27 protein-coding genes are annotated in these 25,348 nt (G+C 67.8%); 20 read left to right on the top strand and 7 right to left on the bottom strand.

All coding sequences use genetic code 11. The features are described from left to right. The first annotated feature begins 200 nt into the window (after positions 1–200). The 3 genes from tauA to KW835_RS15885 are packed head-to-tail and all read left to right on the top strand — an operon-like array spanning position 201 to position 2,965. Entirely contained in the window at positions 201–1,226 is a 1,026-nt protein-coding gene (gene tauA / locus KW835_RS15895) for a taurine ABC transporter substrate-binding protein (RefSeq protein WP_218384026.1), read from the top strand. Further along, on the top strand, positions 1,216–2,049 hold the full coding sequence (locus KW835_RS15890; protein ID WP_339385565.1) for an ATP-binding cassette domain-containing protein: 834 nt from the start codon (positions 1,216–1,218) through the stop codon (positions 2,047–2,049). The genes tauA and KW835_RS15890 overlap by 11 nt, the downstream gene beginning before the upstream one ends. A gap of 4 nt (positions 2,050–2,053) precedes the next feature. Continuing rightward, positions 2,054–2,965 carry an ABC transporter permease subunit gene (locus tag KW835_RS15885; protein WP_255593575.1) on the top strand — a complete coding sequence of 304 codons (912 nt, stop codon included), beginning with the start codon at positions 2,054–2,056 and terminating at the stop codon, positions 2,963–2,965. A 171-nt stretch (positions 2,966–3,136) separates the two neighbouring features. On the opposite strand, the gene gstA is transcribed toward KW835_RS15885, so the two are convergent. Continuing rightward, positions 3,137–3,745 carry a glutathione transferase GstA gene (gene gstA / locus KW835_RS15880; protein ID WP_218384022.1) on the bottom strand — a complete coding sequence of 203 codons (609 nt, stop codon included), beginning with the start codon at positions 3,743–3,745 and terminating at the stop codon, positions 3,137–3,139. 112 nt (positions 3,746–3,857) lie between these two features. After that, positions 3,858–4,628, bottom strand: a complete 771-nt coding sequence (locus KW835_RS15875) for a class II aldolase/adducin family protein (RefSeq protein WP_218384020.1) — start codon at positions 4,626–4,628, stop codon at positions 3,858–3,860. A 232-nt stretch (positions 4,629–4,860) separates the two neighbouring features. Between KW835_RS15875 and KW835_RS15870 the strand changes: the two genes are divergently transcribed. Together KW835_RS15870 and KW835_RS15865 are read left to right on the top strand one after the other, a co-directional pair. After that, positions 4,861–5,736 carry an ABC transporter substrate-binding protein gene (locus KW835_RS15870; protein WP_218384018.1) on the top strand — a complete coding sequence of 292 codons (876 nt, stop codon included), beginning with the start codon at positions 4,861–4,863 and terminating at the stop codon, positions 5,734–5,736. Positions 5,737–5,879: 143 nt separating this feature from the next. Beyond that, a complete protein-coding gene (locus tag KW835_RS15865) occupies positions 5,880–7,547 on the top strand; it encodes a methyl-accepting chemotaxis protein (RefSeq protein WP_218384016.1) in 1,668 nt (555 codons plus the stop codon). On the opposite strand, the gene KW835_RS15860 is transcribed toward KW835_RS15865, so the two are convergent. Then, positions 7,523–8,656, bottom strand: coding sequence for a GlxA family transcriptional regulator (locus tag KW835_RS15860; RefSeq protein ID WP_218384015.1), 1,134 nt, complete (start codon positions 8,654–8,656; stop codon positions 7,523–7,525). The two genes, KW835_RS15865 and KW835_RS15860, sit on opposite strands and share 25 nt — an antisense overlap. A 51-nt stretch (positions 8,657–8,707) precedes the next feature. On the opposite strand from KW835_RS15860, the gene KW835_RS15855 reads away from it, so the two are divergent. Genes KW835_RS15855 through KW835_RS15825 form a run of 7 tightly spaced genes read left to right on the top strand, consistent with a single transcriptional unit; the run spans position 8,708 to position 15,543 of the window. Then, entirely contained in the window at positions 8,708–9,616 is a 909-nt protein-coding gene (locus tag KW835_RS15855) for an amino acid ABC transporter ATP-binding protein (RefSeq protein ID WP_304505167.1), read from the top strand. Further along, positions 9,613–10,278 carry an amino acid ABC transporter permease gene (locus KW835_RS15850; RefSeq protein ID WP_255593574.1) on the top strand — a complete coding sequence of 222 codons (666 nt, stop codon included), beginning with the start codon at positions 9,613–9,615 and terminating at the stop codon, positions 10,276–10,278. The genes KW835_RS15855 and KW835_RS15850 overlap by 4 nt, the downstream gene beginning before the upstream one ends. Beyond that, positions 10,275–10,961 carry an amino acid ABC transporter permease gene (locus KW835_RS15845; protein ID WP_218384014.1) on the top strand — a complete coding sequence of 229 codons (687 nt, stop codon included), beginning with the start codon at positions 10,275–10,277 and terminating at the stop codon, positions 10,959–10,961. The genes KW835_RS15850 and KW835_RS15845 overlap by 4 nt, the downstream gene beginning before the upstream one ends. Then, positions 10,958–12,376, top strand: coding sequence for an amidase (locus KW835_RS15840; protein WP_218384013.1), 1,419 nt, complete (start codon positions 10,958–10,960; stop codon positions 12,374–12,376). Before KW835_RS15845 ends, KW835_RS15840 begins: the two co-directional genes overlap by 4 nt. Before the next feature lie 46 nt (positions 12,377–12,422). Continuing rightward, on the top strand, positions 12,423–13,322 hold the full coding sequence (locus KW835_RS15835; protein WP_218384012.1) for an amino acid ABC transporter substrate-binding protein: 900 nt from the start codon (positions 12,423–12,425) through the stop codon (positions 13,320–13,322). A 59-nt stretch (positions 13,323–13,381) separates the two neighbouring features. After that, positions 13,382–14,332 carry an ornithine cyclodeaminase family protein gene (locus KW835_RS15830; RefSeq protein WP_218384011.1) on the top strand — a complete coding sequence of 317 codons (951 nt, stop codon included), beginning with the start codon at positions 13,382–13,384 and terminating at the stop codon, positions 14,330–14,332. Further along, positions 14,329–15,543, top strand: coding sequence for an FAD-dependent oxidoreductase (locus tag KW835_RS15825; protein ID WP_218384010.1), 1,215 nt, complete (start codon positions 14,329–14,331; stop codon positions 15,541–15,543). Before KW835_RS15830 ends, KW835_RS15825 begins: the two co-directional genes overlap by 4 nt. A gap of 53 nt (positions 15,544–15,596) precedes the next feature. On the opposite strand, the gene KW835_RS15820 is transcribed toward KW835_RS15825, so the two are convergent. From KW835_RS15820 to KW835_RS15805, 4 genes are all read right to left on the bottom strand, one after another. After that, on the bottom strand, positions 15,597–16,061 hold the full coding sequence (locus KW835_RS15820; protein WP_218384009.1) for a carboxymuconolactone decarboxylase family protein: 465 nt from the start codon (positions 16,059–16,061) through the stop codon (positions 15,597–15,599). Between the two features lie 155 nt (positions 16,062–16,216). Continuing rightward, positions 16,217–17,125, bottom strand: a complete 909-nt coding sequence (locus tag KW835_RS15815) for an RNA polymerase sigma-70 factor (RefSeq protein WP_218384008.1) — start codon at positions 17,123–17,125, stop codon at positions 16,217–16,219. A gap of 215 nt (positions 17,126–17,340) precedes the next feature. Continuing rightward, entirely contained in the window at positions 17,341–17,616 is a 276-nt protein-coding gene (locus KW835_RS15810; protein WP_218384007.1) for a YkgJ family cysteine cluster protein, read from the bottom strand. A gap of 77 nt (positions 17,617–17,693) precedes the next feature. Continuing rightward, a complete protein-coding gene (locus KW835_RS15805) occupies positions 17,694–18,302 on the bottom strand; it encodes an NADPH-dependent FMN reductase (protein ID WP_218384005.1) in 609 nt (202 codons plus the stop codon). 421 nt (positions 18,303–18,723) lie between these two features. Here KW835_RS15805 and mnmG point away from each other — a divergent pair, with 421 nt between their 5' ends. The 8 genes from mnmG to KW835_RS15765 all read left to right on the top strand — a co-directional run bounded on the left by mnmG (position 18,724) and on the right by KW835_RS15765 (position 25,168). Further along, complete coding sequence (gene mnmG / locus KW835_RS15800) at positions 18,724–20,712, top strand: tRNA uridine-5-carboxymethylaminomethyl(34) synthesis enzyme MnmG (protein ID WP_218384004.1); 1,989 nt, start codon at positions 18,724–18,726, stop codon at positions 20,710–20,712. Continuing rightward, positions 20,709–21,398 carry a 16S rRNA (guanine(527)-N(7))-methyltransferase RsmG gene (gene rsmG, locus KW835_RS15795; RefSeq protein ID WP_370633633.1) on the top strand — a complete coding sequence of 230 codons (690 nt, stop codon included), beginning with the start codon at positions 20,709–20,711 and terminating at the stop codon, positions 21,396–21,398. Before mnmG ends, rsmG begins: the two co-directional genes overlap by 4 nt. Positions 21,399–21,519: 121 nt before the next feature. Continuing rightward, a complete protein-coding gene (locus tag KW835_RS15790; protein ID WP_218384002.1) occupies positions 21,520–22,134 on the top strand; it encodes a LysE family transporter in 615 nt (204 codons plus the stop codon). Between the two features lie 23 nt (positions 22,135–22,157). Further along, the gene (locus KW835_RS15785; RefSeq protein WP_218384000.1) at positions 22,158–22,970 is read left to right on the top strand and encodes a ParA family protein; all 813 of its coding nucleotides are present in this window, start codon (positions 22,158–22,160) and stop codon (positions 22,968–22,970) included. 34 nt (positions 22,971–23,004) lie between these two features. Then, positions 23,005–23,556 carry an alpha/beta hydrolase gene (locus KW835_RS15780; protein WP_218383999.1) on the top strand — a complete coding sequence of 184 codons (552 nt, stop codon included), beginning with the start codon at positions 23,005–23,007 and terminating at the stop codon, positions 23,554–23,556. Next, positions 23,553–23,831, top strand: a complete 279-nt coding sequence (locus KW835_RS15775; protein ID WP_218383998.1) for a hypothetical protein — start codon at positions 23,553–23,555, stop codon at positions 23,829–23,831. Before KW835_RS15780 ends, KW835_RS15775 begins: the two co-directional genes overlap by 4 nt. Before the next feature lie 71 nt (positions 23,832–23,902). Next, positions 23,903–24,199 carry a cupin domain-containing protein gene (locus tag KW835_RS15770; protein WP_218383997.1) on the top strand — a complete coding sequence of 99 codons (297 nt, stop codon included), beginning with the start codon at positions 23,903–23,905 and terminating at the stop codon, positions 24,197–24,199. A 51-nt stretch (positions 24,200–24,250) separates the two neighbouring features. Beyond that, entirely contained in the window at positions 24,251–25,168 is a 918-nt protein-coding gene (locus KW835_RS15765) for a ParB/RepB/Spo0J family partition protein (RefSeq protein WP_218383995.1), read from the top strand. The last annotated feature ends 180 nt before the right edge of the window (positions 25,169–25,348 follow it).

Here is a 25,348-nt window from a genome sequence, read left to right as displayed (position 1 = left end):
GCACCGGGGTGTCATGCGCGGTGCGGGTTCGTCCCCCGCACACATCGGGAGGTCGCGCTTCCTCGGTTTTCGCATATGCAAGCGCGAAACCAGTGCAAGCTGGGGCAGGCCCTGCTGCCTAGAATTTTTCTCTCATGCCGAGGCCGGACCCGCGCCGCAGCCCGGCCGGTTTCGACGCACCCCGAGAGGACATTTTCCCGATGGCAACGACAACAACAACACGCAGAACCAGCATCCAGGCCGCGGCCTTGCTGGTGGGCACGGTACTGGGCTTCAGCGCCCTGGCGCAGACGCGCGAGGTGGTGATCGGCTACCAGGACATGGTCGTGCCCTGGCGCCATGCGCAGGAGACCCGCGAGGTCGAGAAGCGCACGGGCTACAAGGTCACCTACCGCAAGCTGGGCAGCGGCGCCGAGGTGGTGCGCGCGCTCGCCTCGGGCGCCATCCATATCGGCGAGGCGGGCTCGTCGCCCATCGCCTCGGCCATCTCGCAGGGCGTGCCCATCGAGGTGTTCTGGGTGCTGGACAACATCCATGATGCCGAGGCCCTGGTGGCGCGCAACGGCTCGGGCGTGAACACGCTGGCCGACTTGAAGGGCAAGAAGATCGGCCTGCCCTACGTGTCGACTACGCACTTCCATGCGCTGGTGGCGCTGCAGGATGCGGGCGTGGACCCCAAGAGCGTGCAGATCGTGAACCTGCGCCCGCCCGAGATCCTGGCGGCCTGGGAGCGCGGCGACATCGACGCCACCTTCGTCTGGGACCCGGTGCTGGCCAAGGCCAAGGGCAGCGGCAAGGTGATCATCACCTCGGGCCAGATCGCGGCCAAGACGGGCAAGGCCACGTTCGACGGGCTGGCGGTGACCAAGGCTTTTGCCAAGGAACATGACGGCTTCCTCGCGCAGTTCGTTCAGGTGCTGGCCGATGCCGACAAGGCCTACACCGGCCACAAGGCCGCGTGGAATGCCGATTCGACCGAGGTCAAGTCCGTCGCCAAGTGGAGCGGGGCCGAGGCACCCTCCGTGCCTGCAAGCCTGGCGCTGTACGCCTTCGTGCCGCCCGCCGAGCAGGCATCCAGCCAATGGCTGGGCGGAGGCAAGGATTCGGGCGTGGCGAAATCGCTGGCGGCCACGGCGGCTTTCCTGAAAGAGCAGGGCACCATCCAGAACGTGCTGCCCGACTATTCTGTCGGCGTGAACCCAGCCTGGGTCCGGCGTGCCAGGTAGCCACGGTCACGGCGCAGAGCAAGGCCTGCGGATACGGGGCCTGAACGTGCGCTATGCCGGCGCGCGCCAGGCATCGCCGGTTCTCGCTCTGCAGAACGTGGACCTCGACATCGCGCGGGGCGAGCTGGTGGTGGCCCTGGGTGCTTCGGGCTGCGGCAAGACCACGCTGCTCAACTGCATCGCAGGCTTCACCGAGGCATCGTCCGGCAGCATCACGCTGAACGGACATGCGGTCACCGGGCCGGGCGCGGAGCGCGGCGTGGTGTTCCAAAAGCATGCTCTCATGCCCTGGCTCAACGTGGTCGACAACGTGGCGCTGGGCCTGCGCCTGCGCGGCGTGCCGCGCGCCGAGCGACGCCGCCTGGCCACTGAAAAGCTGGCCCTGGTGGGCCTGCAGCCCTTTGCCGACGCGCCCGTGTGGCAACTGTCGGGCGGCATGCAGCAGCGCGTGGGCATTGCCCGCGCTTTGGCCAGCGACCCCGATGTGCTGCTCATGGACGAGCCGCTGGGTGCGCTCGACGCGTTCACGCGCGAGTCGCTGCAGGAGCTGGTGCTGCAGCTGTGGAAGCGCACGGGCAAGACCATCTTCTTCATCACCCACGACGTGGAGGAGGCGCTGTTCCTCGCCTCGCGCCTCATCGTGATGACGCCGCGCCCGGGCCGCATCGCGCAGCAGCATGCGCTGGCATTCAACACCGAATACCTGGGCGGCCGGGCCGCGCGCGCCGTGAAATCGGATGCGCAGTTCATTGCCTGGCGCGAGCGCGTGCTGGACTGGATCGCGCCGGGCGTGGAGGCAGATGCGGAGCCCTCCCATGCCTGACGCCATGAGCCAGATCTTGGTGGTGCCGGGCATCGGCCGCGATGCGCCCGGTGCTGCCGTGCACGATGCACAGGGCACGCCCCCCGCAGCGTCCGCGCTGCCTCCGGTGGTGTCCGCGCTGCGCGCGGTGGCGCCCTTCCGGCTGCCGGGTAGCGGACCGAGCCGCGCCATCAGTGCCGCCTGCGTGGCTGTTCTGGTGGCGCTGTGGTGGCTGGCCACGCAGCGCGGCTGGGTGCCGCCGCTGTTCCTGCCCGCGCCCGAGGCGGTGCTGCGTGCCTTCGGCGATGCCTGGCGAGGCAACATCCAAGGCGGCGAGCCGCTGTGGAAGCATCTGCAATGGAGCGCTACCCGGGTGTTCGGCGCCTTCGCGCTGGCGGCCGCCACGGCCGTGCCGGTGGGCATCGCGATGGGCGTGAGCCGCGTGGCGCGCGGCGTGTTCGACCCGCCCATCGAGTTCTACCGCCCGCTGCCGCCGCTGGCCTACCTGCCGCTGATCGTGATCTGGCTGGGCATCGACGAGGCGTCCAAGATTCTCTTGATCTACCTGGCCTGCTTTGCACCCATCGCGCTGGCCGCCAAGGCCGGCGTGCGCAGTGCGAGCGTGGAGCAGATCAACGCCGCCCTGTCGCTGGGCGCGGGCCGCTGGCAGCTGGTGCGGCACGTCATCGTGCCCGCTGCGCTGCCCGAGATCATGGTGGGCCTGCGCATCGCCATCGGCTTCGGCTGGACCACGCTCGTGGCCGCCGAGATGGTGGCGGCCACCGTGGGGCTGGGGCAGATGGTGCTCAACGCCTCCAACTTTTTGCGCACCGACGTGGTGGTGATGGGCATCCTGGTCATCGGCCTGGTGGCCTGGACGTTTGACTGGTTCATGCGCTGGCTGGAGCAGCGCTTTGTGCCCTGGAAGGGGCGCTAGCCTTCGCGCCGGGTTGGGCACGTGTTGCACAACCCTTGCCCTGCGATACGGGCGCGATCCACGCCAGTGCACCCGTGGATCTGGCCCTGCCAGGCCACCGGGTGCGTCTCCCTCCCGAATCGCGCAGCGAGTCGAGACAGGGGGGAAGGCGCGCAGCGCCTCAGGGGGCGCTTATTTCAGCAATCCTTCGGCCTTCATGGCCTCTTGCACGGCGGGGCGGGCGCCCACGCGTTCGCGGTAGGCCGCCAGGTTGGCCAGGCCCGAGATGTCCACGTTGGTGGGCTTGGCCCAGTTGGTCACGGTGAACAGGTAGCCATCGGCCACGGTGAACTGGTCGCCCATCAGGTACTGCTTGTCGGCCAGCTGGCTGTCCACCCACTGCAGCCGCTGCAGCAGCTTCTCGCGCGCCATGGTCTTGTATTCCTCGGGCGTGGCGGGGTTGAACAGGGGGCTGAAGCCCTTGTGGATCTCGGTGCCGATGAAGGTCAGCCATTCCTGCAGGCGGTAGCGCTGCAGCGAGCCGTTGGTGGGCGCCAGCATCTTCAGGGGCACCTGGTCGGCGATGTACTGCACGATGGCGGGGCCTTCGCGCAGGCGCGTGCCATCGTCCAGCTCCAGCATGGGCACATAGCCCAGCGGGTTGATGCTGTAGTAGTCGGTGCCGTCCTGCAGCTTGTGGCTCTTGGTGCTGGCGAGCACGGGCGTGAAGGCCAGGCCCGCCTCGTGCAGGGCGATGTGCGGGGACAAAGAGCAGGCGCCGGGGGAGTAGTACAGCTTCATGATGAAATGGTCCTTCCAAAAAAGTGACGGAGAAGCCCGCCATCCTATGCCTTGTGCGTGACGCCTGCTGTCGTTGGGATGCGCGCGGTTGTGTGGGACGGCCCCTGCGGCGTCAGCTGTCGTAACCCGGTGCCTCGCGCTGCACCTTGCGCAGCAGCGCCGGCCAGGCAAACGCGCCGCCCAGGCCGCCTGTCTGCACGCGCATGGCCTGCGCCACGCCGCTCACGATCTGCGGATTCACGGCCGTAAGCTCGCCGCCCGCCTGCGCATCGATCTGGATGCGGCAGGTGTTCTCGAAGGTGTACATCGACAGGAACGCATCGGCAATCGTCTTGCCCACGGTGAGCAAGCCGTGGTTGCGCAGCATGAGGAAGTTGGCCTCGCTCAGGTCGGCCTGCAGGCGCGGCTTTTCCTCGTCGCGAAAGGCCACGCCCTCATACGCGTGGTACGCCAGCGAGCCCAGCACGAAGGTGCTCTGCTGGCTGATGGGTAGCACGCCGCCCTTCTGTGCACTGACGGCCACGCCCGCGCGGGTGTGGGTGTGCAGCACGCAGCCGGCTTCGGGCCGCGCCTCGTGCACGGCGCTGTGGATCACGAAGCCTGCGGGGTTCACCGGGAAGGGCGAGTCGTGCAGTTTGTTGCACTGCATGTCCACCTTGATCAGGCTCGACGCGGTGATCTCCTCGAACATCAGGCCATAGGGGTTGATGAGGAAGTGATGCTCGGGGCCCGAGACCGATTCGGGCAGCTTGGCGCTGATGTGGGTGAAGACCAGGTCGCTCCAGCCGTAGAGGCTCACGAGCCGGTAGCACGCGGCCAGGTCGCAGCGCAGCTGCCATTCTTCGGGGCTGACGCTTTCTTGCAGGGAGGGGATGGCGATCATGGGGGGGTGTCTCCGCTGTTGTGGGTTTTGAGAGGCACCACTGTAGGCCGCCAGCGATGCACGGACTGTCCGCCAGGCTACACAACGGGCCATCCTTGGGGATTTCCCGTGATGTCGCGGCCATTCCATTTCGCCGAGAGCGCTTCCAATCGCCGCGCAGTGTGCATCCCTAAAGTTCATTCACCCCATCAGTCGGTGGGAGGGAACAACCGGACTTCTGGAGATCACCACCATGCGCAAACCCACATCGAAGATCGCGAGGCTGCTGGCCTCGTTCGCCGCCGCCACCTGCCTGTCCACCCTGGGACTTTCGGCCCACGCCCTGGACACCGTCGACAAGGGCGCCTTCACCATCGCGTTCTCGGGCGACATGCCGGGCACGGGCTATCAGGACGGCAAGATGGTGGGCTACGACGGCGAGATCCTGCAGCGCATTGCCGAGGCGCTCAAGCTCAAGGTCAAGCCCGCGCTGATGGAGTGGTCTGGCACCATCGCCTCGGTGCAATCGAAGCGCGTGGACGTGATGGCCGGCACCATGGGCTGGACGGAGCAGCGCTCGAAGATCATGGCGCTGAGCGACCCCATCCACTACTTCAAGAACGGCATCACGCAGTCGGACAAGACCGACTGGAGCAAGCTCAAGGATCTGGAAGGCAAGAAGGTCGGCACCATCACCGGCTTCTCGTTCATTCCCGAGCTGCGCAAGATCAACGGCCTGCAGCTGGCGCTGTACGACACCTCGGATGCAGCAGTGCGCGACCTGCTGGCCGGGCGCATCGACGCGGTGATCGGCGACCCGCCGGTGATGCAGTACGCGATCTCGCAGAACCCGCAGTGGAAGGTGAAGTTCAACGCGTTCACCGATGCATCGCCCGACTACCCTCTGCTCACCGGCCTGGGCCAGGTGGTGTTTGGCATGAACAAGGACAACCCCGAGCTGGTGAAGGCCGTGAACGCCGAGATCGCCAAGCTGTGGGGCAGCTGCGAACTGCGCAAGATCGGCAAGACCTACGGCCTGGTGCAGGACGTCTGGTACATCCCGGTGGGCCAGAACGCACGGGCCGGTGTGGACCGTGCGGCAGAGTGGAAGCTGCCGTCGTGCAAGTGATGCCGTGCACATGAAGCCGCCCAGCACCCGCTGAACTCATGGCTCCTCACGCTGCGACCAAGGCCGCATGCTCTCCTCAGGGCATGCGGCCTTGGTGTGTGGCGTCCCGCCTTTTCTGATCGACTCCCACATCACGGTTGAGCATGAACACCCTGGCAACGCAACACCAGCCCTTGCGCGGGCTTTCCATTCGCGCGTCCTTGGTCCTCGGTTTCTCGGCCATCGGTGCGCTGCTGGCGCTGGTGCTGGCCCTCACGGTGCACGCGGGGCTGGCGGCTAATGCGCGTGTGGGTTTCATTGCGGCGCAGAGCCTGCCGCAGTGGAGTGCGGCCTATGCGGTGTCGATGGAGGTGTCGTCCATCTCGCGGGCCTTGCGCGATGCGGTGCTGGTGGAGATGCAGGAAGACCTGCCCACAGAGGTGGAGCGCATCGAGGCCGCTCAAAAGCGCATTGACAACCTCATGCAAGACTTGAGCAGGGCCGTGTTGCAGCCCGCGCAGCGGCAACAGCTTGAGCAGATCGCTCAGGCCGCTACCCAGTTCCAGCGCGATCGCGCGCAGTTCATCGACCATCTGCAGGGCGGTGCGCGTGGCCCTGCGCGCGGCATGCTGACCGGCGTACTGCGCCAGTCGCAGGCCGCCTACCTGGAGGCGCTGGCGCGGCTGCGTGAAAGCCAGGCGGAAGAGGTGCGGCACGCTGCCGACGCGTCTGCCCGGGCGGTGCAAGACATGCTCTGGCAGGTGGGTGTGTCGCTCGCGCTGGCCTTGTTGCTGGTGGCAGCGGTGGCTTGGGCGCTGCTGCGCGCGCTCGGGCAGCGCCTGGGAGCAGAACCAGCCGCAGTGGCTGCGGCCATGGCGCGCGTGTCTGCGGGAGAGCTCACGGCGCCGCTTCCCGGTGTGGTGTCACCGGCGGGCTCGGTCATCGATTCGCTGCGTGGCATGGTGGCCGGCCTGGGGCACACGGTGATGGAGGTGCGCCGCGCCTCGGGTGATGTCGCGGGCCACAGCCTGCACCTGGTGGACGAGGCGCGCACGCTGGCCGAGCGCACCGAGTTGCAGTCGGCCGAGCTGCAGCAGGCTGCGGCCGCGCTGGAGCAGTTCGCCGCCACCATGGGCCACAGCCAGCAGTCGGTGCAGGAGGCGCATCGCCTGGCTGCGTCCGCCCGCGACGTGGCGCGCGAAGGGCAGGCCATCGTGGACGGTGCCATGCAGAGCATGCAGGCCGTGGCCGGGCATGGGCAGCGCATTGCCGAGACCACGGCGGTGATCGACGGGATCGCGTTCCAGACCAATATCCTCGCGCTCAACGCCGCCGTGGAATCCGCCCGCGCGGGCGAGCAGGGCCGAGGCTTTGCGGTGGTGGCGAGCGAGGTGCGCAGCCTGGCGCTGCACTCCGCGCAATCGGCGCGCGAGATCCGGCAGATGATCGAAGCGTCGAACGCGCAGATCGCCAGCTGCCGTGCCATGGTGGAGCGCGCCCGGGCGCAGACCAGCGGCGTGATCGCTGCGGTGGAATCCTTCGCTCAGCTCATGACGTCCGTGCAGACCGCAAGCTGCGAGCAGACCGTGGGCGTGCAGCAGCTCACCGAGGTGCTTTCGCGCATCGATCAGTTCACGCAGCGCAATGCCGCGTTGGTGAACGAGGCGCGGGGCGCCTCGGAAGCGCTGCACGAACAGTCCGACCGCCTGGTGTCGGTGGTGGCACGCTTTCGGGTGGAGGGCGATGGCGCTGATGGTGGCGCGATCGGCCCGACACCGCCCGTGGCTGGCCGCCGCGTGGCGTGGATTCAGGCGTCCACCGTGCCGGCCTGAAGCGCCTTGCGCATGCGGCCCGGCGGCATGCCGTAGAGTTGCTGGAAGTGCCGGATGAAGTGGGATGCGTCCGAGAATCCGCACTCGTAGGCAATCGTGATCACCGGCAGGTCGGTGCTGGTGAGCATCCATTTGGCGTATTTCAGGCGCGCGTTGCGGTAGTACTCCGACGGGGTGGTGCGTGTTTCGGCGAGGAACACGCGCTCGAGCTGGCGGCTGCTTGAATCCACCAGCCGCGCGATGACCGCGATCTCCAGCGGAGTGCCGATGTTCTTTTCCATGAGCACGATGGCCTGGCGCAGCTTGTCGTGGTCGGTGGTGCCGTAGCCCAGCGCATGGCGGCGTGCCACGTGCGTATGGCCGGCGGACGGGTTCACCGTCATCTGGTGCACGACCTTGGCCGCGCGGTCGGGGCCGCAGTGCAGCCGCACCAGCTCGGCCGTGAGCTCCACGATGGAGATGCCGCCCGCGCAGGTAATGCGGTCGCCATCGAACAGGTAGTGAGCGTCCGTCACATACGCCTGCATGGGGAAGGCCCGCTGCCAGTCCTCCACGTGATAGGGGTGCACGCAGGCGCGCCGCCCGTCCATGAGGCCGGCATGGGCCAGCGCGAACGAGCCCGTGCAGATGCCGATGAGCGGCTTGCCCAGCGATGCGGCGAAATGCAGGAACTCGCGGTAGCGCGGATGGGCGGAGGGGATGGCGGGCAGCAGCCCGCCGATGACGGCGATGTAGTCGTAGTCGCATTCGGACGACAGCGACTCCTGCACAGGCACCTCCACACCGCAGCTGGCAGCCACCGACTGGCCAGGAATGCCCAGGATGGTCCACGAGCAGCGGATCTGCCGGCTCTGGTCGCCCACGTCGGCCGCGTGGCGCAGTCCGTCGCACAGCCCAGCCAGCGACAGCAGCGGGAACTGCGGCCACAGCAGGATGCCCACGCGCAGTTCGGAGGCCGATGGCTTGCGCCTGGGTGCGCTGGGGCGCGACGCCGCATCGAGCTTGCCGATCAATGCACCAATGTCGCCTCTGTTCTGCGCACTGCCCTGGTGCGGGTTGGCACTGGTTTCGACGCTGACGGCTTTGCGCTTGGGATGGGTGGGGGGCATCGGGTTTTCCCTGCATGTCGCATACGTTCAATATAGCGGCGACCGCCTGCAATGAACAGAGGGGCTCCATTCCTAGCATGGAGGCACTGGGTAGCGAGGACATGTGGTTGCAAGGAGCATGCCGCGGCGCCCGCACACAACTGTCTGGAGAACCCCGCTGTGAACAACCACCATCCCCCCCTGCTGCGCGTGAGCGGCCTCAAGAAAAGCTACGGCCAGGCCGAGGTACTCAAGGGTATTTCCTTCGACCTGAAGAAGGGCGAGACGCTGTCGCTGATCGGGCCCAGTGGTTCTGGCAAATCCACCTGCCTGCGCTGTCTGAACTTCCTGGAAAAGCCCAACGACGGCGAGGTGGTGCTGGACTCCGAACGCATCGGCCAGCTGCCCGCGCGCAGGGGCGGCGGCTGGCGGCTGATGAGCGACACCGAGATGGCACCCCAGCGCCGCGAGATCGGCATGGTGTTCCAGCTGTTCTACCTGTGGCCGCACCTGACGGTGCGCGACAACGTGGCGCTCGCATCCATCAAGGCCGGCGGCATGCGGCGTGACGAGGCCTACGCGCTGGCCGAGGACATGCTGGAGAAGGTGCACCTGCGCCACAAGGCCGGCGCCTACCCCGAGCAGCTGTCGGGCGGGCAGCAGCAGCGTGTGGCCATTGCGCGCACGCTGGCCCAAAAGCCCAAGCTCATCCTGTTCGACGAGCCCACCTCGGCGCTGGACCCCGAGCTGGTGGGCGAGGTGCTGGGTGTGATCCGCGAGCTGGCGGACGAGGGCCGCTCGATGATTCTGGTGACCCACGAGATCCGCTTTGCACGCGACGTGGCCGATCGCGTGATCTTCATGGACGGCGGCCACATCGTCGAGGAAGGCCCGGCTGCGCAGGTCATCGACACGCCGCGCATGGAGCGCACGCGCAGCTTCCTTGGCCAGGTGGGCCATGACGCACGGCAGGGTGCATGAGCATGCCCAGCCTCGATACCTTCACCCTCATCGCGCTCACGCTGGCGCGCGGCGCGTGGACCGCCGCGCAGGTGGCCGCAGGCGCCGCGCTGATCGCCGCGGGCCTGGGGCTTCTGCTGGCCCTGCTGGTGGTCTTTGCGCGCCACCGCGTGCTGCAATGGGCCATCGCCGCGTACATCGAATGGATGCGCAATGTGCCGGCGCTGGCGCATTTGTTCGTGCTGTATTTCGGGCTCGCGTCGGTGGGCGTGCGGCTGTCGCCATTGACGGCTGCGGTCATCGGCCTGGGGCTGGTGGGCGCGGCCATTGTGTGCGACGTGTTCGCTGCCGGGCTGCGCTGCCTGCATGCGGGCCAGCGCGAGGCGGCCCTCGCCGTGGGCCTCACACCCGCGCAAACGCTGCGATCGGTGCTGCTGCCGCAGATGCTGCGCGTGACGCTGCCGTCGCTGGGCAACTACGCGAGCCAGCTCGTCAAGGACACCTCCATCGCTTCGGCCATTGCGGCGCCCGAGGTGATGTTCTATGCACGCAATCTGGTCACGTCCACTTTCGAGACGCCGCTCATTTACCTGACCGCCATGCTGCTCTATGCGGCCATGGTGCTGCCCGTCAGCTGGGCCTTCACGCGCCTGGAGCGCAACACCGCCAGGGGGGCACGATGAACGCATTTCTTGCAACCTATGCCCAATACATGGGCGAGTGGTGGCCGCGCCTGCTCGAAGCAGCGCGTGTGACGGCCGAGCTGTCAGCCCTCGGGTTTGCCATGGCCATCGTGTTGGGCGCCTTGCTGGTGTGGATGCTGCGCAGTGGCGTGGCCGCATTGCGCCGCGCAGCGCAGGGCTTCATCGAGCTGCTGCGTGCCATACCACTGCTGGCCTTGCTGCTGGCCATTTACTTCGTGCTGCCTTCGTTCGGCATCACGCTGTCGGGCTATTGGGCGGGGGTCCTCGGGCTGGGCGTGCATGGCTCTGCCTATGTGGCGGAAATTTTGCGCGGTGGGCTGCAGTCGGTGCACGGCGGGCAGCGCGAAGCGGGCCTGGCGGTGGGCCTCACGCCGCGCCGCGTGTTCCTGCACGTCACGCTGCCGCAGGCGCTGCGCGTGATGCTGCCGCCGCTGCTCAACAGCTATGTGGCGCTGCTCAAGGACAGCTCCCTGTGCGCGCTGATCGCCACCAACGAACTCATGCTGGCCGCCAAGGCGATCTCCAGTGAGTATTTCCTGCCGCTGCACATCTTCATCCTGGTGGGGTTGTTCTATTTCGCGATCGCATTCCCGCTGTCCATGCTCTCGCGCTTCATGGAGCGCCGCCTGGCGCAGGGCCGCCGCACGCTGGGGGCCGCATGACGACCATTGATCTGACGATGCCATCCATGGTCTACGCGCCGCTGGCAGACCAGGCTGCGGCCATCCGCGCGGGCAGCTTGTCGAGCGAGGTGCTGGTGGAGGCGCAGCTCGCTCGCACCGCACGGCATGGCGATCGCCTGCATGCCTACACCGAGGTGTATGCCGGCGAGGCACGCGCCGCAGCGCGTGGCCTGGACCAGATGGCCCGAGCGGGCGTCTTCGTCGGGCCGCTGCACGGCGTGACAGTGGCTGTGAAGGACCTGTTCGAGGTGCAGGGCAAGGCGATTGCTGCGGGTTCTCGCGCGCAGCCCGCACGCATCTCTGCCTTCAATGCCACGGCCGTGGACCGCCTGCGTGCGGCCGGCGCCATCGTGATCGGCAAGACGCACACGGTGGAGTTCGCGTTTGGCGGCTGGGGCACCAACGCGGTGATGGGCACGCCCTGGAACCCGTGGGATGTGCACACGCACCGCACGCCAGGTGGCAGCAGCAGTGGCTCGGCCGTGGCGCTGGCAGCAGGGCTGTGCAGTGCGTCCATCGGCACGGACACGGGCGGGTCGGTGCGCATACCGGCGGGGCTGTGCGGCGTGGTGGGGCTCAAGACCACACGCGGCCTCATCAGCCGCCATGGGCTCATCGAGCTGTGCCCCACGCACGACACGGTGGGGCCGATCACGCGCACGGTGCGCGACGGTGCGCTGCTGCTGGATGTGATGGCCGGTGCGGACCCGCATGACGCCGTGTCGGCGCAGGCGCCCGTGCGCTCCGTGCTGCCGCAGCTCGAGCGCGGCGTGCAGGGCCTGCGCGTGTGGACCTTGCCCGAGGCCGAGCGCCACGATGTGGATGCCGACGTGCTCGCGGCCTGCGACGCCGCCGTGCAGGTGCTGGTGTCGCTGGGCATGCGGCGCGTGGAGCGCGCCCTGCCGCAAAGCTGCGCCGAATCCATGCGCGTGGCGGGCAGCCTGATGAGCGCCGAAGGCTACGCCAACCTGGGATCGCTGTTCGAGCAGGAGGGGCTGGAGTTCGATCCGCATGTGCGCCGCCGCATCCTGCTGGGCCGCGACATCGATGCGGCGCAGTACATCAAGCTGCTCAAGCTGCGCGAGCAGGCCAAGGCCGACATGCTGCGCGCGATGGATGGCGTGGATGTGTGCGCCTTCCCCACCAACGCCATAGCGGCCATCCCGGTGAGCGAGGTGGACGAACTGGCCACGCCGCTGTCTCGCTTTGGCCGCTTCGTGAACCTGCTGGACCTGTGCTCGCTGGCCGTGCCGGCGGGCTTCACGCACGGCGGCATGCCGGTGTCGCTGCAGATCATCGGCCGGCCCCTGGACGAGCCGGTAGTCCTGCGCGTGGGCCACGCGTTCGAGCAGGCCACCGACTGGCATCGCGCGGTGCCGCCGGGCTGGGACTGAGCGTCGTACTTCACCCCGGTTCTACAACCCCCAAGGAGCTTTCACCATGCCTGCGTTGTCCCCACGTGCGCCCCTGGCGTGCCTGCTGGCGCTCACCCTGCTGTGCGCTGCGGCACCTGCCTTGGCACAGACACCGGCGCGGGGCGGCGTGTCGGCGCTGGAGCGCATCGCGCGCAGCGGGGTGGTGCATGTGGGCTACATCCCTACGCCCGGCACCTTTGCGTTCCGCGACGCGGCGGGCGGGACGGTGGGCTATTCCATCGACGTGTGCCAGCGCGTGGTGCAGAACCTGCGCAAGGTGCTGGCGCAACCGGCGCTGCGGGTGGAGTTCCGCCCGCTGGAGGCGGCGCAGCGCATACCGCTGCTCAAGGCCGGCAGCATCGACATCGAGTGCGGCGGCAACACCAACACCGTGGGCCGTCAGAAGGACGTGGACTTCTCGCACACGCTGTTCACCACGGGCGTGCGCTTCCTCGCGCGCCAGTCGGTGCTGATCGACGGCGTACCCAGCCTGTGGCGGCGGCGCATTGCGGTCAGCAATGGCACCACGGCGCAGGAGACCATGGCCCGCGTGCAGCGTGAGCAGGAGCTGCAGCTTGTGGTGGTGGCCAACGATGCCGAGGGCGTGCGCCTGGTGGAGGAGGGCAAGGTCGATGCCTTCGCGCAGGACGACGTCCTGCTCTACGCCTTGCTGGCCGCATCGCCAAAGAAGGACAGCCTGCACGTCACGGGCCGGCACCTCACGGTGGAGCCCTACGCCTTCATGTTGCCCAAGGACGATGCGCCGCTGCGAGAGGTGGTGGACCGCACGGTGCTCGCGCTCATGCATTCGGGCGAGCTGGCCGCCCTGTACCGCAAGTGGTTCGACACCGATGCGCTGCGCATCCCCATGAGCGCCCACATGCGCGAAAACATCCGCTATCCCAACAAGTACGGCATTCCGTGAGCGCGAAGGCGTTGCCGGCCGTGCCCTGTATTCCTCGTCCCTTCGTTTCAGCCATTTCCATGAACACCAGCATCCCCTTCATCAGCGACCGGCAAGTGGCCCAGGCGCTCGACTTCCGCTCCGTGGCCGCGGCGCTCGGCGCGGCCTTTGCCAGCCTGGCTGCCGGCGCCGCCGCCGTGCACGCTCGCCAGCGCACCGATTGCCGCGACCTGCGGTTGAGCACCATGGGCGCGGTGTGGGCCGAGCGCGGCGTGGCCGGGGTCAAGGTGTACCCCACGGTGCGCGGGCAGTTCAGCTTTTCCATCCTGCTGTTCGATGTGCTCACCAACCAGCCGCTGGCCGTGCTGGACGGCAACGAGATCACGCGGCTGCGCACAGCGGCCATCACGGCGCTGGTGGCGTCCAAGGCCGGACCGCTGCGGCCGCGCAAGCTGGCCGTGTTTGGCGCGGGCCTGCAGGGCCGCGCGCAGGCCGAGGCGCTGTGCGAGTGGTTCGACTTCGAGCAGGTCGCCCTGGTGGACCCTGCTGGCCAGTCCGGCTGGGCCGACACGCTGGCGCACAGGGCGGGTTGCCCGGTGGCCTTCACCACGCCCGAGGCGGCGGTGCGCGGGGCCGACCTGGTGGTGACGGCCACACGCTCGGCCACGCCCGTGTTCGATGGTGCCTGGCTCGCGCCAGGCGCCTTCGTCGCGGCCATGGGCATCAGCGCGCCCAAGGGCCGCGAGCTGGACGACACCACCATGGACCGCGCGGGCCGCATCATCCTGGAATGGATGCCCCAAAGCCTGGCCGAAGCCGGCGAGGTGGTGCTGTGGCAGGGCCGCACAGACAGCGCGCCGCTGGTGGATCTGCCGCAGCTCTACGCGGGCGATGCGCCGTGGCGGGCCGAGGGGCAGGGCATCACCGTGTTCAAGTCCGTGGGCATCGGCCTGGCCGATGTGGCGGTGGCGCACTTGGCGGTGTCGCGCATCCTGCAGTGCAACACTGCGGCGGAGGGTGCCTTGCCATGAAGGTCTGCGTGATCGGCGCGGGTGTGATCGGCTGCGCCACCGCCTACGAACTGGCGCGCCAGGGCCACGACGTGCATCTGCTGGACGCGGCACAGGCACCGGGCCTGGTCACCAGCTACGCCAACGGGGCGCAGCTGAGCTACAGCTATGTGGAGCCGTTCGCGTCGCCCGCCACGCTGCGCGGCCTGCCCAAGATGCTGCTGTCGCGCGGTTCGGCGGTGCGGTTTCACCCGCGCTGGGACTGGCGGCAATGGGCCTGGGGCCTGCAGTTCCTGCGCGCGTGTTCGGCCCGCCAGTCGCTGCAGGGCACGGCGCAGCTGCTGCAAATGGCGCGGGCCAGCCGAGACGCGCTGGCGCGGTGGATGGCTCAAGAGGCCTGGTCCTTCGGCTTTGAAGTGAACGGCAAGCTGGTGCTGTGCCCCACGCCGGATTCGCTGCGCCAGCAGCAGCGCCAGGTGGCGCTGCAGGCCGCGCTGGGCTGCCGGCAGGAGGTGCTGAGCGTGCGTGAATGCCTGGAGAAGGAACCCGCGCTGCAGGCCGCGCCCGGGCGGCCCTGGGCGGGCGGCGTGTGGACCCGCGACGAGTGCATCGGCGACCCGCACCGCCTGTGCCTGGACCTGGTGGCCAGCCTGCGCCAGCGCGGCGGCACGGTGTCGTTCGGTGTGTTGGCGCGGGCGTTCGCGCGACGGGCGGGCCGGGTGAGCGCTGTGGTCACCGACCAGGGCGACATCGCTGCCGATGCCTTCGTGCTGGCCGCCGGCCCGCGCGTGGTGCCGCTGGCCGCGCAGTTGGGCATCTACCTGCCCATCTACCCCATCAAGGGCTACAGCATTACCGTGCCGTTTCGCGATGGCGTGCAGCGCCCCCGCGCGAGCGTGACCGACTTGGGCCGCAAGGCCGTGTTCGCGCCGCTGGGCGCGTGCCTGCGCGTGGCGGCCATGGCCGAGGTGGGCGCCACTGGCCTCGATGTGCCTGCGGACCGCGTGCAGACCATGGTGGATGCGGTGGCGCAGACCTACCCGGGCCTGTGCGATCTGAATGCGCCCGCCACCTGGGCGGGGCTGCGGCCCGCCACGCCCACGTCGGTGCCCATCGTGGGCCGCTGGCGCGCCAGCAACGTGTACCTCAACGTGGGGCACGGGGCGCTGGGGCTGACGCTCGCGGCGGGCAGTGCGGTGGCCTTGTCGGAGCAGATGCAGCGCGCTGCGTGAATGGCACAGGACCGCCGCATATCGTGCGTGCCGTGCCTGTCGAAAGGCCTGCCTCAGGCTCCCACAGCTTGTGCCGGAATGGGGCTGCGCATGCCTGCATTGAGCAGGTTCCACGCATTGATGATGGCAATCGCAAAACCCAGGTCCGCGATCTCGGCGTCGTTGAACAAGGTTTTGAGTCTGGCGAATTCTTCATCGCTGGCGTCGCTGTGGGGCGTGGCGGTGATGATCTCGGCCCAGCGGAAGGCGGCGCGCTCGCGGTCGCTGAAGAAAGGCGCTTCGCGCCAGCCGGCCACGGCGTTGAGATGGCGCGGCTCCATGCCGTCCTTGACAAGGTAGTTCCAGTGCATGTCCATGCAGTAGGCGCAGCCGTTGATCTGCGAGACGCGCAGGAACACGAGCTCTGCCAGGCGCGCGCCCAGGGCGCCCTTCTTGATGGTTTCGGACACGTTGACCAGGCCCATGAAGGCCTTGGACGAAAGCTGGTGGTAGGGCAGGCGGGCGGTGTGCTGGGACATGGAGAGCTCCTGGAGCGATGAAGGGTTGGTGGGCAATGCGTGTCTGGAAGGCTCGGCACCTGCGTCGCCTTCCATACCCTTCAAGACGCGGCGCGCCACCGCGTTGTGACAGCCCCGCCTGCATTTTTCTGCGCAGTCGGAGCGTGGACACGATCTCAGTCCAGCGTGAGCGGGATGCCCGTCAGTTTGTCGGGGTTGCGAATGGCGTAGATGGCGACGATGCGCTCGCCGTCGGTCACGATGGCCTGGGCCGACTCGAGCCGGCCGTGCAGGTAGCGCAGCAGGCCAGGCTCGCCATTGAGCAGCACCGGGCGGTAGACCACCTGGTCTGCCATGCGCCGCCACTGCGCCCAGTACAGGTTGGCGATGCGGAAGGCGCCCACCAGCGGGTGCGGGAACGACTGCACCTTGCCGCCGCCGTCGCCGATGAGCATGGCGTCCTGCGACAGCAGGGCTTCGATGGCCTTGCGCTCGCCGCTGTGGGCTGCGGCGATGAAGCGCGTGAGCAGCTGGTGGTGCACGCCCTGGGGCACTTCGAAGCGGGTGCGTGCCTGCTGCACGCGGTCGCTCGCGCGGTGCACCATCTGGCGGCAGGCTGCCTCGCTCTTGCCCAGTTGGGCGGCGATGTCGGGATAGTCGTAGTCGAACACCTGGCGCAGCAAGAAGGCGGCGCGCTCCTCGGGGCCCAGGCGCTCCAGCACGTACAGGAAGGCCACCGACAGCTCGCCGGCCAGCTCGGCGGCGGATTCGGGCGTGCGCTCGTCAAGCGGCTCCACCAGCGGCTCGGGCAGCCACCAGCCCACATAGGCCTCGCGCTCGGCCTTGAGCGCGCGCAGCCGGTCGATGGACAGGCGCGTGACCACCGTCACCAGCCAGGCCTCTGCCGATTGCAGGGTGGCCGGGTCGGTGCGGCTCCAGCGCAGCCAGGCGTCCTGCAGCACATCCTCGGCATCGGCGCGCACGCCGAGCATGCGGTAGGCGATGCCGAACAGGCGCGGACGCAAGGTGGTGAAGGGGTCTGCGACGCGAGCGCTGGGGGCCGCTGGAGGGGCTTCGGAGGTCATGGGCTGGAGCCTGGTCTGTGGGTGGTGAAGCAGATCAACCGCCGCTGCGCATTGTCTGGCCATATCTGCCAGACGGGGGAGACTGCCGGTGTGTGACAGCTGGGATGGTTTGCGCTCCTGATTTGATAGCTACTGACGTAAGCCAGCTAAGCGGGAGAGGCTGTTTTGAATCAGATTCTTGGCCCTGTGGTGCCGGCGGGAGGCTCGTTGGCGGTTCAGGGCCGGGGCGCAGCCGTGTGTGGCTGGGTCAGCCGCTCCAAGCGCTCCAGGTACATGAAGGCCGATGTGGTGCTGGTGCCGCACATCTCTGCGGACGGCATGAGTCCGCCGCACACGGCGGGGCGCTCGGGGCGACCGAAGATGAGGCAGCGCTCGTCTGCGCCCAACTGGACGCACCGCACTCCGGCGGGCTTGCCCAGCGGCATGCCCGGGATGGCGGAGCTGATGGAAGGTGCGGTGCAGCAAGCGCCGCAGCCGGGGCGGCAATCCATAGGATTAGCTATGGTTTGTATAGCTGTTGGCGTTTGTACAGAGCGCGGCAGGGGCTGATTTTGTGCCTGGCGCGGCGTCAGGCAGCGGCGCTTTCGGGGTGCAGCCGGGCAGAGGCCCACAGCACCTGGTCCACCACGGCGCGCACACGGTCGCGGTGGGCTGGATGGACCAGCGCGCCGGCTTCGTCGAACGCGCTTGCGGCAGAGCCCAGGGCAAAGGCTTTGGGCGCGAGCCAGCATTCGGCGTTGATGAGCAGCGGGGCCAGGTGGCTTTGCGAGCGCAGGCCGCCCAGGGCGCCGGGCGAGGCGCTGAGCATGCCCACTACCTTGCCGCGGAAGGACTTGCCGCCGTCCTCCCAATCGGGGTCGCCCTTGACGGGGCTGGATGCCCAGTCGATGGTGTTCTTGAGCAGGGCGGTGTAGCTGCCGTTGTACTCGGGCGAGCAGATCACCCAGGCGGGGTGCCGCCACAGGATCTCCTTGAGCCGGATCACGTCGGCCGGTGTGCCCTGGGCTTCGAGGTCGGCGTTGTACAGAGGGATATCGAAGTCCGACAGCTCGAGCAGTGTGACGCTGGCTCCGGCGTCCCGCGCGATGGCGGCGGTGGCGTGGGCCAGCTTGCGGTTGAACGACTGCTGGCGGGTGCTGCCGGCGAAGACGAGAAGGGAAGGAGTGGTTGGAGGCATGGTGCCTGCGATTGGAGCACAGGCGGGCGACAGGAATCCTGCAAGACACGGGCGGACCGGGCTCGCGAGCGCACCGGTCCGGGTTCGATATGTTCCACGTGAAACGCTATCCGTGGTGCGATGGAGTGTGGAGGATGAGGCGCGGCAGGGAGGTCACTCACGAAGAGACCTGCGGGCCTCAAGACCCTTGCGCTTGGGTGCGCTGGTGGCGGGCCCAGCAACTGAGTCCGAAACAGGGTGAGGGGCGTGGAAACAGACACGGCCTGCGCAAAGTGGGAAAATCGTGGGTTACCCGCCAAAAGCCGGGGCCGCAGGGCCCGGGCCGCTGACACGGGGCCGAGGTTCGGTAGGCCGGTCTTTCCAGTCCGCACCACCCTCGGATTTGTCATTGTCGGGCCCGCCGGGGCCCCGGAGTTGTCCCATGTTGTACCCCCAGGAATTTGATGTGATCGTTGTCGGCGGTGGCCATGCAGGCACCGAAGCCGCGCTGGCTGCTGCCCGCATGGGCAGCAAGACGCTGCTGCTCAGCCACAACATCGAGACGCTGGGCCAGATGAGCTGCAATCCCAGCATCGGCGGCATCGGCAAGGGGCACCTGGTGAAAGAGGTGGATGCGCTGGGCGGCGCCATGGCCCTGGCCACGGACGAAGGCGGTATCCAGTTCCGCATCCTCAACAGCTCCAAGGGCCCGGCCGTGCGGGCCACCCGGGCGCAGGCCGACCGCATCCTGTACAAGGCCGCGATCCGCCGCATGCTGGAGAACCAGCCCAACCTGTGGCTCTTTCAGCAGGCGGTGGATGACCTGATGGTCGAGGGCGACCGCGTGGTGGGCGCCGTCACGCAGGTGGGCATCCGGTTTCGCTCGCGCACGGTGGTGCTGACTGCGGGCACCTTCCTGGACGGCAAGATCCATGTGGGCCTGAACAACTACGCGGCCGGCCGGGCAGGGGACCCGCCCGCCGTGTCGCTCTCGGCCCGGCTCAAGGAACTGAAATTGCCGCAAGGCCGCCTGAAGACCGGCACGCCGCCGCGCATCGACGGGCGCAGCATCGACTTTTCGCAGTGTGAGGAACAGCCCGGCGACGGCATGCCCGGTGGCGTGAACGAGGGCACCGTGCCCGTGTTCAGCTTCATGGCGCATGCGCATGGCGGTGCCGCGATGCACCCCCGCCAGATGCCGTGCTGGATCACCCACACCAACGAGCGCACGCACGAGATCATCCGCAGCGGCTTTGACCGCAGCCCCATGTTCACCGGCAAGATCGAGGGCGTGGGCCCGCGCTACTGCCCCAGTGTGGAAGACAAGATCAACCGCTTTGCAGACAAGGACAGCCACCAGATCTTCCTGGAGCCCGAAGGCCTGACCACACACGAGTACTACCCGAACGGCATCAGCACCAGCCTGCCGTTCGACATTCAGTACGACCTGGTGCGCAGCATGCGCGGCCTGGAGAACGCGCACATTCTGCGCCCCGGCTACGCCATCGAGTACGACTATTTCGACCCGCGTTCGCTCAAGAGCAGCTTCGAGACGCGGCAGATACAGGGCCTGTTCTTCGCCGGCCAGATCAACGGCACCACCGGCTATGAAGAGGCGGCGGCCCAGGGCTTGTTCGCGGGCATCAACGCGGCGCTGCAATGCCGGGGTGATGCGCCGTGGCTGCCGGGCCGCGATGAGGCCTACCTGGGCGTGTTGGTGGACGACCTCATCACCAAGGGCGTGACCGAGCCGTACCGCATGTTCACCAGCCGCGCCGAATTCCGCCTGCAGCTGCGGGAGGACAACGCGGACATGCGCCTGACGGAAGCAGGGCGGCGCATGGGCTTGGTGGACGACGCACGTTGGGAGTCCTTCAGCCGCAAGCGCGATGCTGTTTCACGTGAAACAGAGCGCCTCAAGGCCACCTGGGTGAATCCCCGCAATCTGCCTGCGGCAGAATCCGAGCGCGTGCTGGGCAAGAGCATCGAGCACGAGTACAACCTCTTCGAGCTGCTGCGCCGGCCCGATGTGAGCTACTCCGACCTCATGTCCATGGACGGCGGCAAGTACAAGTCTGGCGATGTTTCACGTGAAACGATCGGAGAGCAGACCGATGCGGTGCTGGAGCAGGTCGAGATCGCCGCCAAGTACGCCGGGTACATCAACCGCCAGAAGGACGAGGTGGAGCGGGCTGCACATTTCGAGAAGCTGCGACTGCCGCCGGATCTGGACTACATGCAGGTCACGGCCCTGAGTATTGAGGCCCGCCAGGTGCTCAGCCGCCACCGCCCCGAGACCCTGGGCCACGCCTCGCGCATTACCGGGATCACGCCCGCGTCGATCTCGCTGCTCATGGTGCACCTGAAGAGGGGTGGGTTCAAGGACTTCAACACCGCACCCGCCAAGGCTCAGGGCGAAGTCGCAGCATGACGATGTCTCTGAACAGTTCGCAAGATTCGTTGCGCCTGCAGCTGCAGGCGGGTGCCGAGGCTCTGGAGCTGGGCCTGAGCGATGCCCAGCTCACCCAGTTGATGGATTTCCTGGCGCTGCTGCAAAAGTGGAACAAGGTCTACAACCTGACGTCCGTGCGCGACCCGCAGGAGATGATGACGCACCATCTGCTCGACAGCCTGGCGGCCGTCGCTCCCTTGCGCCGGCACGCCGCCGGTTTGCAGGCACAAGGCAGGGTGCCCGCAGGAGTGCGGTTGCTGGATGTGGGGTCCGGAGGGGGGCTGCCCGGCGTGGTGTTCGCCGTGTGCTGCCCCGATGTGGATGTGAGCTGCGTGGACACAGTGGGCAAGAAGGCCGCTTTCATACAGCAGGCTGCCGTGGCCTTGAAGCTGCGCAATCTGCACGGCGTGCACGCCCGGGTGGAGACCTTGAGCACGCCGTTCGACATCATCAGCTGTCGTGCATTTGCCTCGCTGCAAGACTTTGTCACTTGGTCGAGGGGTGCGCTGGCTGCGGAACACGGCGTGTGGCTGGCGATGAAGGGCAAGCATCCCGACGACGAAATCGCAGCCTTGCCCGCGAATGTTTCGGTGTTTCACGTGGAACAGCTCGCCGTGCCGTGCCTTGATGCCGAGCGCTGCATCGTCTGGATGAAGCCTGCCTGAGCTTTTTTGGGCCGCCCTTCGTGATGCAAAGCGAGGGCGGGGCGGGGTGGTCGCTTAAACTCGGCTGCTCATCTTGGGTGTGCATACCGCGCGCCTTCCAGCACCGGGGGAGAAACCATCCATGTTCGGCATCGCAGACTACGGCGCCTTTGTCGCGGCCATCGTGTTGTTCCTGGCCATTCCCGGCCCCGGCAATCTGGCGCTGATCACCTCCACCAGCAAAGGCGGCGTGCGCGGTGGCCTTGCCGCCACCATGGGGGTGATTGCAGGTGACCAAGTCCTCATGTGGGCGGCAGTGGCTGGTGTGGCCACGCTGCTGGCCACCTACCCCACAGCGTTTCATGCGGTGCAGTGGCTGGGTGCGGCTTACCTTGCGTGGCTGGGGTTCAAGATGCTCACGGCCAAGCCGGGCGATGCCCCGGTGCTGAACATCGAGCCACGCCACTACTTCAAGCAGGCGGCGCTGATCACCCTGCTCAACCCCAAGGCCATCGTGTTCTACATGGCGTTCTTTCCCTTGTTCGTCGATCCGGCACGCCACCAGGGCATGTTGACCTTCGGCGTGATGGCGGCCACCGTGGCCGCGCTGACTTTCGCCTACGGCCTGATCGCCGTGCTGCTCACGCACTTCCTGGCCGAGCGCATGCGCGCCAATCCCCGCATCGGCCGCGTGCTGGAAAAGACCGCAGGCGTCTTCCTCATCGGTTTCGGCATCAAGCTGGCCATCTCCAAGTAAAACCCACGGACTGCTGCACCCACATGGCCAAGATCTTTTGCGTTGCCAACCAGAAGGGGGGGGTCGGCAAGACCACCACCACCGTCAACCTTGCCGCCGGGCTGGCCAAGATCGGGCAGCGGGTGCTCATGGTCGACCTGGACCCTCAGGGCAATGCCACCATGGGCTCGGGCGTGGACAAGCGCAGCCTGGAGCTCACGGTCTACGACGTACTGCTCGAATCCGCTTCGGTGAAAGAAGCGGCCGTGCTGTCGGACAAATGCGGCTACTGGGTGCTGGGCGCCAACCGCGAGCTGGCCGGGGCCGAGGTGGAACTTGTCACGCTGGAGCACCGCGAAAAGCGCCTGAAGGCCGCGTTGGCCGAGGCCGATGCGGACTTCGACTTCGTGCTCATCGATTGCCCGCCCTCGCTCTCCATGCTCACGCTCAACGGACTGTGCAGCGCGCACGGCGTGATCGTGCCCATGCAGTGCGAGTACTTCGCCCTCGAAGGCCTGACCGATCTGGTCAACACCATCAAGCAGGTGCACGCCAACCTCAACGCCGACCTGCAGATCATCGGCCTGCTGCGCGTGATGTTCGACCCGCGCATCACGCTGCAGCAGCAGGTCAGCGACCAGCTCAAGGGGCATTTTGGCGACAAGGTGTTCAACAGCGTGATCCCGCGCAATGTGCGGCTCGCAGAGGCCCCCAGCTACGGGCTGCCGGGCGTGGTGTTCGACCCGGCCGCCAAGGGCAGCCATGCGTTCGTGGAGTTCGCGCAGGAGATGGTCGAGCGCGTGCAGAGCATGTCCGCAGCCACCGCAAGCATGGACAAAATGGCCTCTGGCGCTTGATAGGAAAGCGCTTGAAGCTATGAATTTAATAGCAATGAAGCCCTCTAATGTGCTGCTGCTGCCCGGTTGGCAGAACTCCGGCCCCGGCCACTGGCAAAGCCTGTGGGAGAGCCGCCACGGCTACCACCGCGTGGAGCAGCACGACTGGATGCGCCCGCTGCGCGGCGACTGGTCGGCCCGGCTGGAGGAGACCGTGGTCGATGCCGACGGCCCCGTGGTGCTGGTGGCGCACAGCCTGGGCTGCATCCTTACCGCCTGGTGGGCCGCGCATTCCACCAACGCCCACCGCGTGCGCGGCGCGCTGCTGGTGGCACCGGGCGATGTGGAGCGGCCGGACCTGGCCGCGCAGATCCACGGCTGGACGCCCATCGCGCGCGAGCCGCTGCCGTTTCCGGCCCTGCTAGTGGGCAGCCGCAGCGACCCCTACTGCAGCCTGGAGCGGGCCCAGGGCCTGGCGCAGGCCTGGGGTGCACGGTTCGTGGACTATGGCGAACGCGGCCACATCAATGCCGAGTCGGGCCTCGCCCACTGGGATGAAGGCCATGGCTGGCTGCAATCACTGCTGCAGGCGCAGCCGGTGGCATGAAGTTCACTCGATGGCCCTTCTTCTCCGGGCGCCGGGGCGCTGCGCAGCCTGCTGCCACCGCCCCCGCAACCCCCCGGCGGCGGGCGGCACCTTTCTGGCTGGGCGATGCCCTGCAGCCGGTGCTGGCCTGGCTGTTGCCCAGCAGCGCCGTGGTGGTGGCGGCACTGGGCCAGTTCGTGCTGGCCGCCGTGCTGTGCGTCGTTGCCTGCGGCATCTGGTTGCGCCTGTGGCGCGGGCGGGTGCGCGGGCGCAGGGCAGGGCGCTCCAAGGCGTGATGCCGCACGCACAGCGCTGCTTGGCCGCCGCATCTCCTTCGCGAACATCCTCCCGCTGACCATCTTGCCGCATGTCCCAGATCCATCTTCCTTCCGCTGCCCAGACCTTGCCCCACGCCTGGCGCTCCACCGTCGTGGGCCGGGCGGCGGGCGCCAACCTCAAGGTGCTGCGCATGGACGCCCAGGCCTATCCCGACGAGATCCATGACTTCGACGAGGCGCTGCTCGTCCTGGACGGCCAGATGAACCTGGACCTGCAAGGCCGGCGTGTGCAGGTGGGCGCGGGCGAGGTCTACATCGTGCCGGCCGGCGTACCGCACGCGGTGGCCGAAGGCAGCCACGGCACGCTGGTGATCATCGACCGCTGAGCGGCTTTGACCGGCACCCATTCTTTCCATTCATCTTCCGGACACTCACCCATGGTCACCAAGAAACCCAAGGGCCTCGGCCGCGGCCTCGAAGCCCTGCTGGGCCCCAAAGTCGCCGAAAAAACAGAGCAGGCGCAAGCCGCCGAGGCCGGCCTGCCCAGCACGCTGCCCCTCACCGAGATGGTGGCCGGCATGTACCAGCCCCGCACCCGCATGGACGAAGGCGCGCTGTACGAGCTGGCCGAGTCCATCAAGGCCCAGGGCATCATGCAGCCCATCCTGGTGCGCCGCCTGGCCGACGGAGACAACGCCGGCAAGTACGAAATCATCGCGGGCGAGCGGCGCTTTCGCGCGGCGCGCCTGGCGGGCCTCGACACCGTGCCGGTGCTGGTGCGCGACGTGCCCAACGAGTCCGCCGCGGCCATGGCGCTCATCGAGAACATCCAGCGCGAAGACCTCAACCCGCTGGAAGAGGCCCACGGCCTGCAGCGCCTGATCCGCGAGTTCGGCCTCACGCACGAGCTGGCCGCCCAGGCCGTGGGCCGCTCGCGCAGCGCCGCCAGCAACCTCTTGCGCCTGCTCAACCTTGCCGAGCCGGTGCAGACCATGCTGATGGCGGGCGACATCGACATGGGCCATGCGCGCGCGCTGCTGGCGCTCGACCGCGCAGCTCAGATCACCGCCGGCAACCAGATCGCGGCCAAGAAGCTGTCGGTGCGCGAGGCCGAGGCCCTGGTCAAGAAGATCGGCGCCGAGTTCAGCCTGGTGCCGCAAAAGCCCCAGAAGGAAAAGTCGCGCGACCTGCGGCGGGTGGAAGAAGAACTCTCCGACCTGCTCATGGCCGAAGTGGAGGTGCGTGTGAAGAAGCGCGTCAAGCGCCACGGCCGTGTCGAGGACATGGGCGAGCTGGCGATCCAGTTCGGCTCGCTGGAGGCGCTCAACGGGCTGATTGAACGCCTGCGCAAGTAATGCGCTTACCGGCGGCAGGCCGGTTGGTGATTCGATGCGTGAAATAGCGCACACAAGCAGTTTCCACACGTAACTTGCACAGGCAAAATGCGCAGAGGCGGGGCCTACACTGCGCAGCGTTCAACACACCCGGGTTGACCGCAAGCCCGCCAGCGCAGCGATTCCACACCGCTGTGCTGC

The organism is Acidovorax sp. sic0104, assembly GCF_019219095.1.
Lineage (GTDB): Bacteria > Pseudomonadota > Gammaproteobacteria > Burkholderiales > Burkholderiaceae_C > Acidovorax.
Note: the sequence above shows the minus strand (reverse complement) of the source record. Positions and strands in the feature narration are given on the sequence as shown.

What these genes read in the sequence shown, in the direction of transcription:
- KW835_RS15825 (WP_218384010.1), top strand. Translation starts at nt 14,329, where the DNA reads ATGAAGGTCTGCGTGATCGGCGCGGGTGTGATCGGCTGCGCCACCGCC.
- KW835_RS15870 (WP_218384018.1), top strand. Translation starts at nt 4,861, where the DNA reads ATGCGCAAACCCACATCGAAGATCGCGAGGCTGCTGGCCTCGTTCGCC.
- KW835_RS15810 (WP_218384007.1), bottom strand. Translation starts at nt 17,616, where the DNA reads ATGGATTGCCGCCCCGGCTGCGGCGCTTGCTGCACCGCACCTTCCATC.
- KW835_RS15785 (WP_218384000.1), top strand. Translation starts at nt 22,158, where the DNA reads ATGGCCAAGATCTTTTGCGTTGCCAACCAGAAGGGGGGGGTCGGCAAG.
- rsmG (WP_370633633.1), top strand. Translation starts at nt 20,709, where the DNA reads ATGACGATGTCTCTGAACAGTTCGCAAGATTCGTTGCGCCTGCAGCTG.
- KW835_RS15830 (WP_218384011.1), top strand. Translation starts at nt 13,382, where the DNA reads ATGAACACCAGCATCCCCTTCATCAGCGACCGGCAAGTGGCCCAGGCG.
- KW835_RS15850 (WP_255593574.1), top strand. Translation starts at nt 9,613, where the DNA reads ATGAGCATGCCCAGCCTCGATACCTTCACCCTCATCGCGCTCACGCTG.
- KW835_RS15865 (WP_218384016.1), top strand. Translation starts at nt 5,880, where the DNA reads ATGAACACCCTGGCAACGCAACACCAGCCCTTGCGCGGGCTTTCCATT.
- mnmG (WP_218384004.1), top strand. Translation starts at nt 18,724, where the DNA reads ATGTTGTACCCCCAGGAATTTGATGTGATCGTTGTCGGCGGTGGCCAT.
- KW835_RS15790 (WP_218384002.1), top strand. Translation starts at nt 21,520, where the DNA reads ATGTTCGGCATCGCAGACTACGGCGCCTTTGTCGCGGCCATCGTGTTG.
- gstA (WP_218384022.1), bottom strand. Translation starts at nt 3,745, where the DNA reads ATGAAGCTGTACTACTCCCCCGGCGCCTGCTCTTTGTCCCCGCACATC.
- KW835_RS15885 (WP_255593575.1), top strand. Translation starts at nt 2,054, where the DNA reads ATGAGCCAGATCTTGGTGGTGCCGGGCATCGGCCGCGATGCGCCCGGT.
- KW835_RS15835 (WP_218384012.1), top strand. Translation starts at nt 12,423, where the DNA reads ATGCCTGCGTTGTCCCCACGTGCGCCCCTGGCGTGCCTGCTGGCGCTC.
- KW835_RS15770 (WP_218383997.1), top strand. Translation starts at nt 23,903, where the DNA reads ATGTCCCAGATCCATCTTCCTTCCGCTGCCCAGACCTTGCCCCACGCC.
- KW835_RS15860 (WP_218384015.1), bottom strand. Translation starts at nt 8,656, where the DNA reads ATGCCCCCCACCCATCCCAAGCGCAAAGCCGTCAGCGTCGAAACCAGT.
- KW835_RS15805 (WP_218384005.1), bottom strand. Translation starts at nt 18,302, where the DNA reads ATGCCTCCAACCACTCCTTCCCTTCTCGTCTTCGCCGGCAGCACCCGC.
- KW835_RS15775 (WP_218383998.1), top strand. Translation starts at nt 23,553, where the DNA reads ATGAAGTTCACTCGATGGCCCTTCTTCTCCGGGCGCCGGGGCGCTGCG.
- KW835_RS15840 (WP_218384013.1), top strand. Translation starts at nt 10,958, where the DNA reads ATGACGACCATTGATCTGACGATGCCATCCATGGTCTACGCGCCGCTG.
- KW835_RS15820 (WP_218384009.1), bottom strand. Translation starts at nt 16,061, where the DNA reads ATGTCCCAGCACACCGCCCGCCTGCCCTACCACCAGCTTTCGTCCAAG.
- KW835_RS15855 (WP_304505167.1), top strand. Translation starts at nt 8,708, where the DNA reads ATGAACAGAGGGGCTCCATTCCTAGCATGGAGGCACTGGGTAGCGAGG.
- tauA (WP_218384026.1), top strand. Translation starts at nt 201, where the DNA reads ATGGCAACGACAACAACAACACGCAGAACCAGCATCCAGGCCGCGGCC.
- KW835_RS15845 (WP_218384014.1), top strand. Translation starts at nt 10,275, where the DNA reads ATGAACGCATTTCTTGCAACCTATGCCCAATACATGGGCGAGTGGTGG.
- KW835_RS15780 (WP_218383999.1), top strand. Translation starts at nt 23,005, where the DNA reads ATGAAGCCCTCTAATGTGCTGCTGCTGCCCGGTTGGCAGAACTCCGGC.
- KW835_RS15875 (WP_218384020.1), bottom strand. Translation starts at nt 4,628, where the DNA reads ATGATCGCCATCCCCTCCCTGCAAGAAAGCGTCAGCCCCGAAGAATGG.
- KW835_RS15815 (WP_218384008.1), bottom strand. Translation starts at nt 17,125, where the DNA reads ATGACCTCCGAAGCCCCTCCAGCGGCCCCCAGCGCTCGCGTCGCAGAC.
- KW835_RS15765 (WP_218383995.1), top strand. Translation starts at nt 24,251, where the DNA reads ATGGTCACCAAGAAACCCAAGGGCCTCGGCCGCGGCCTCGAAGCCCTG.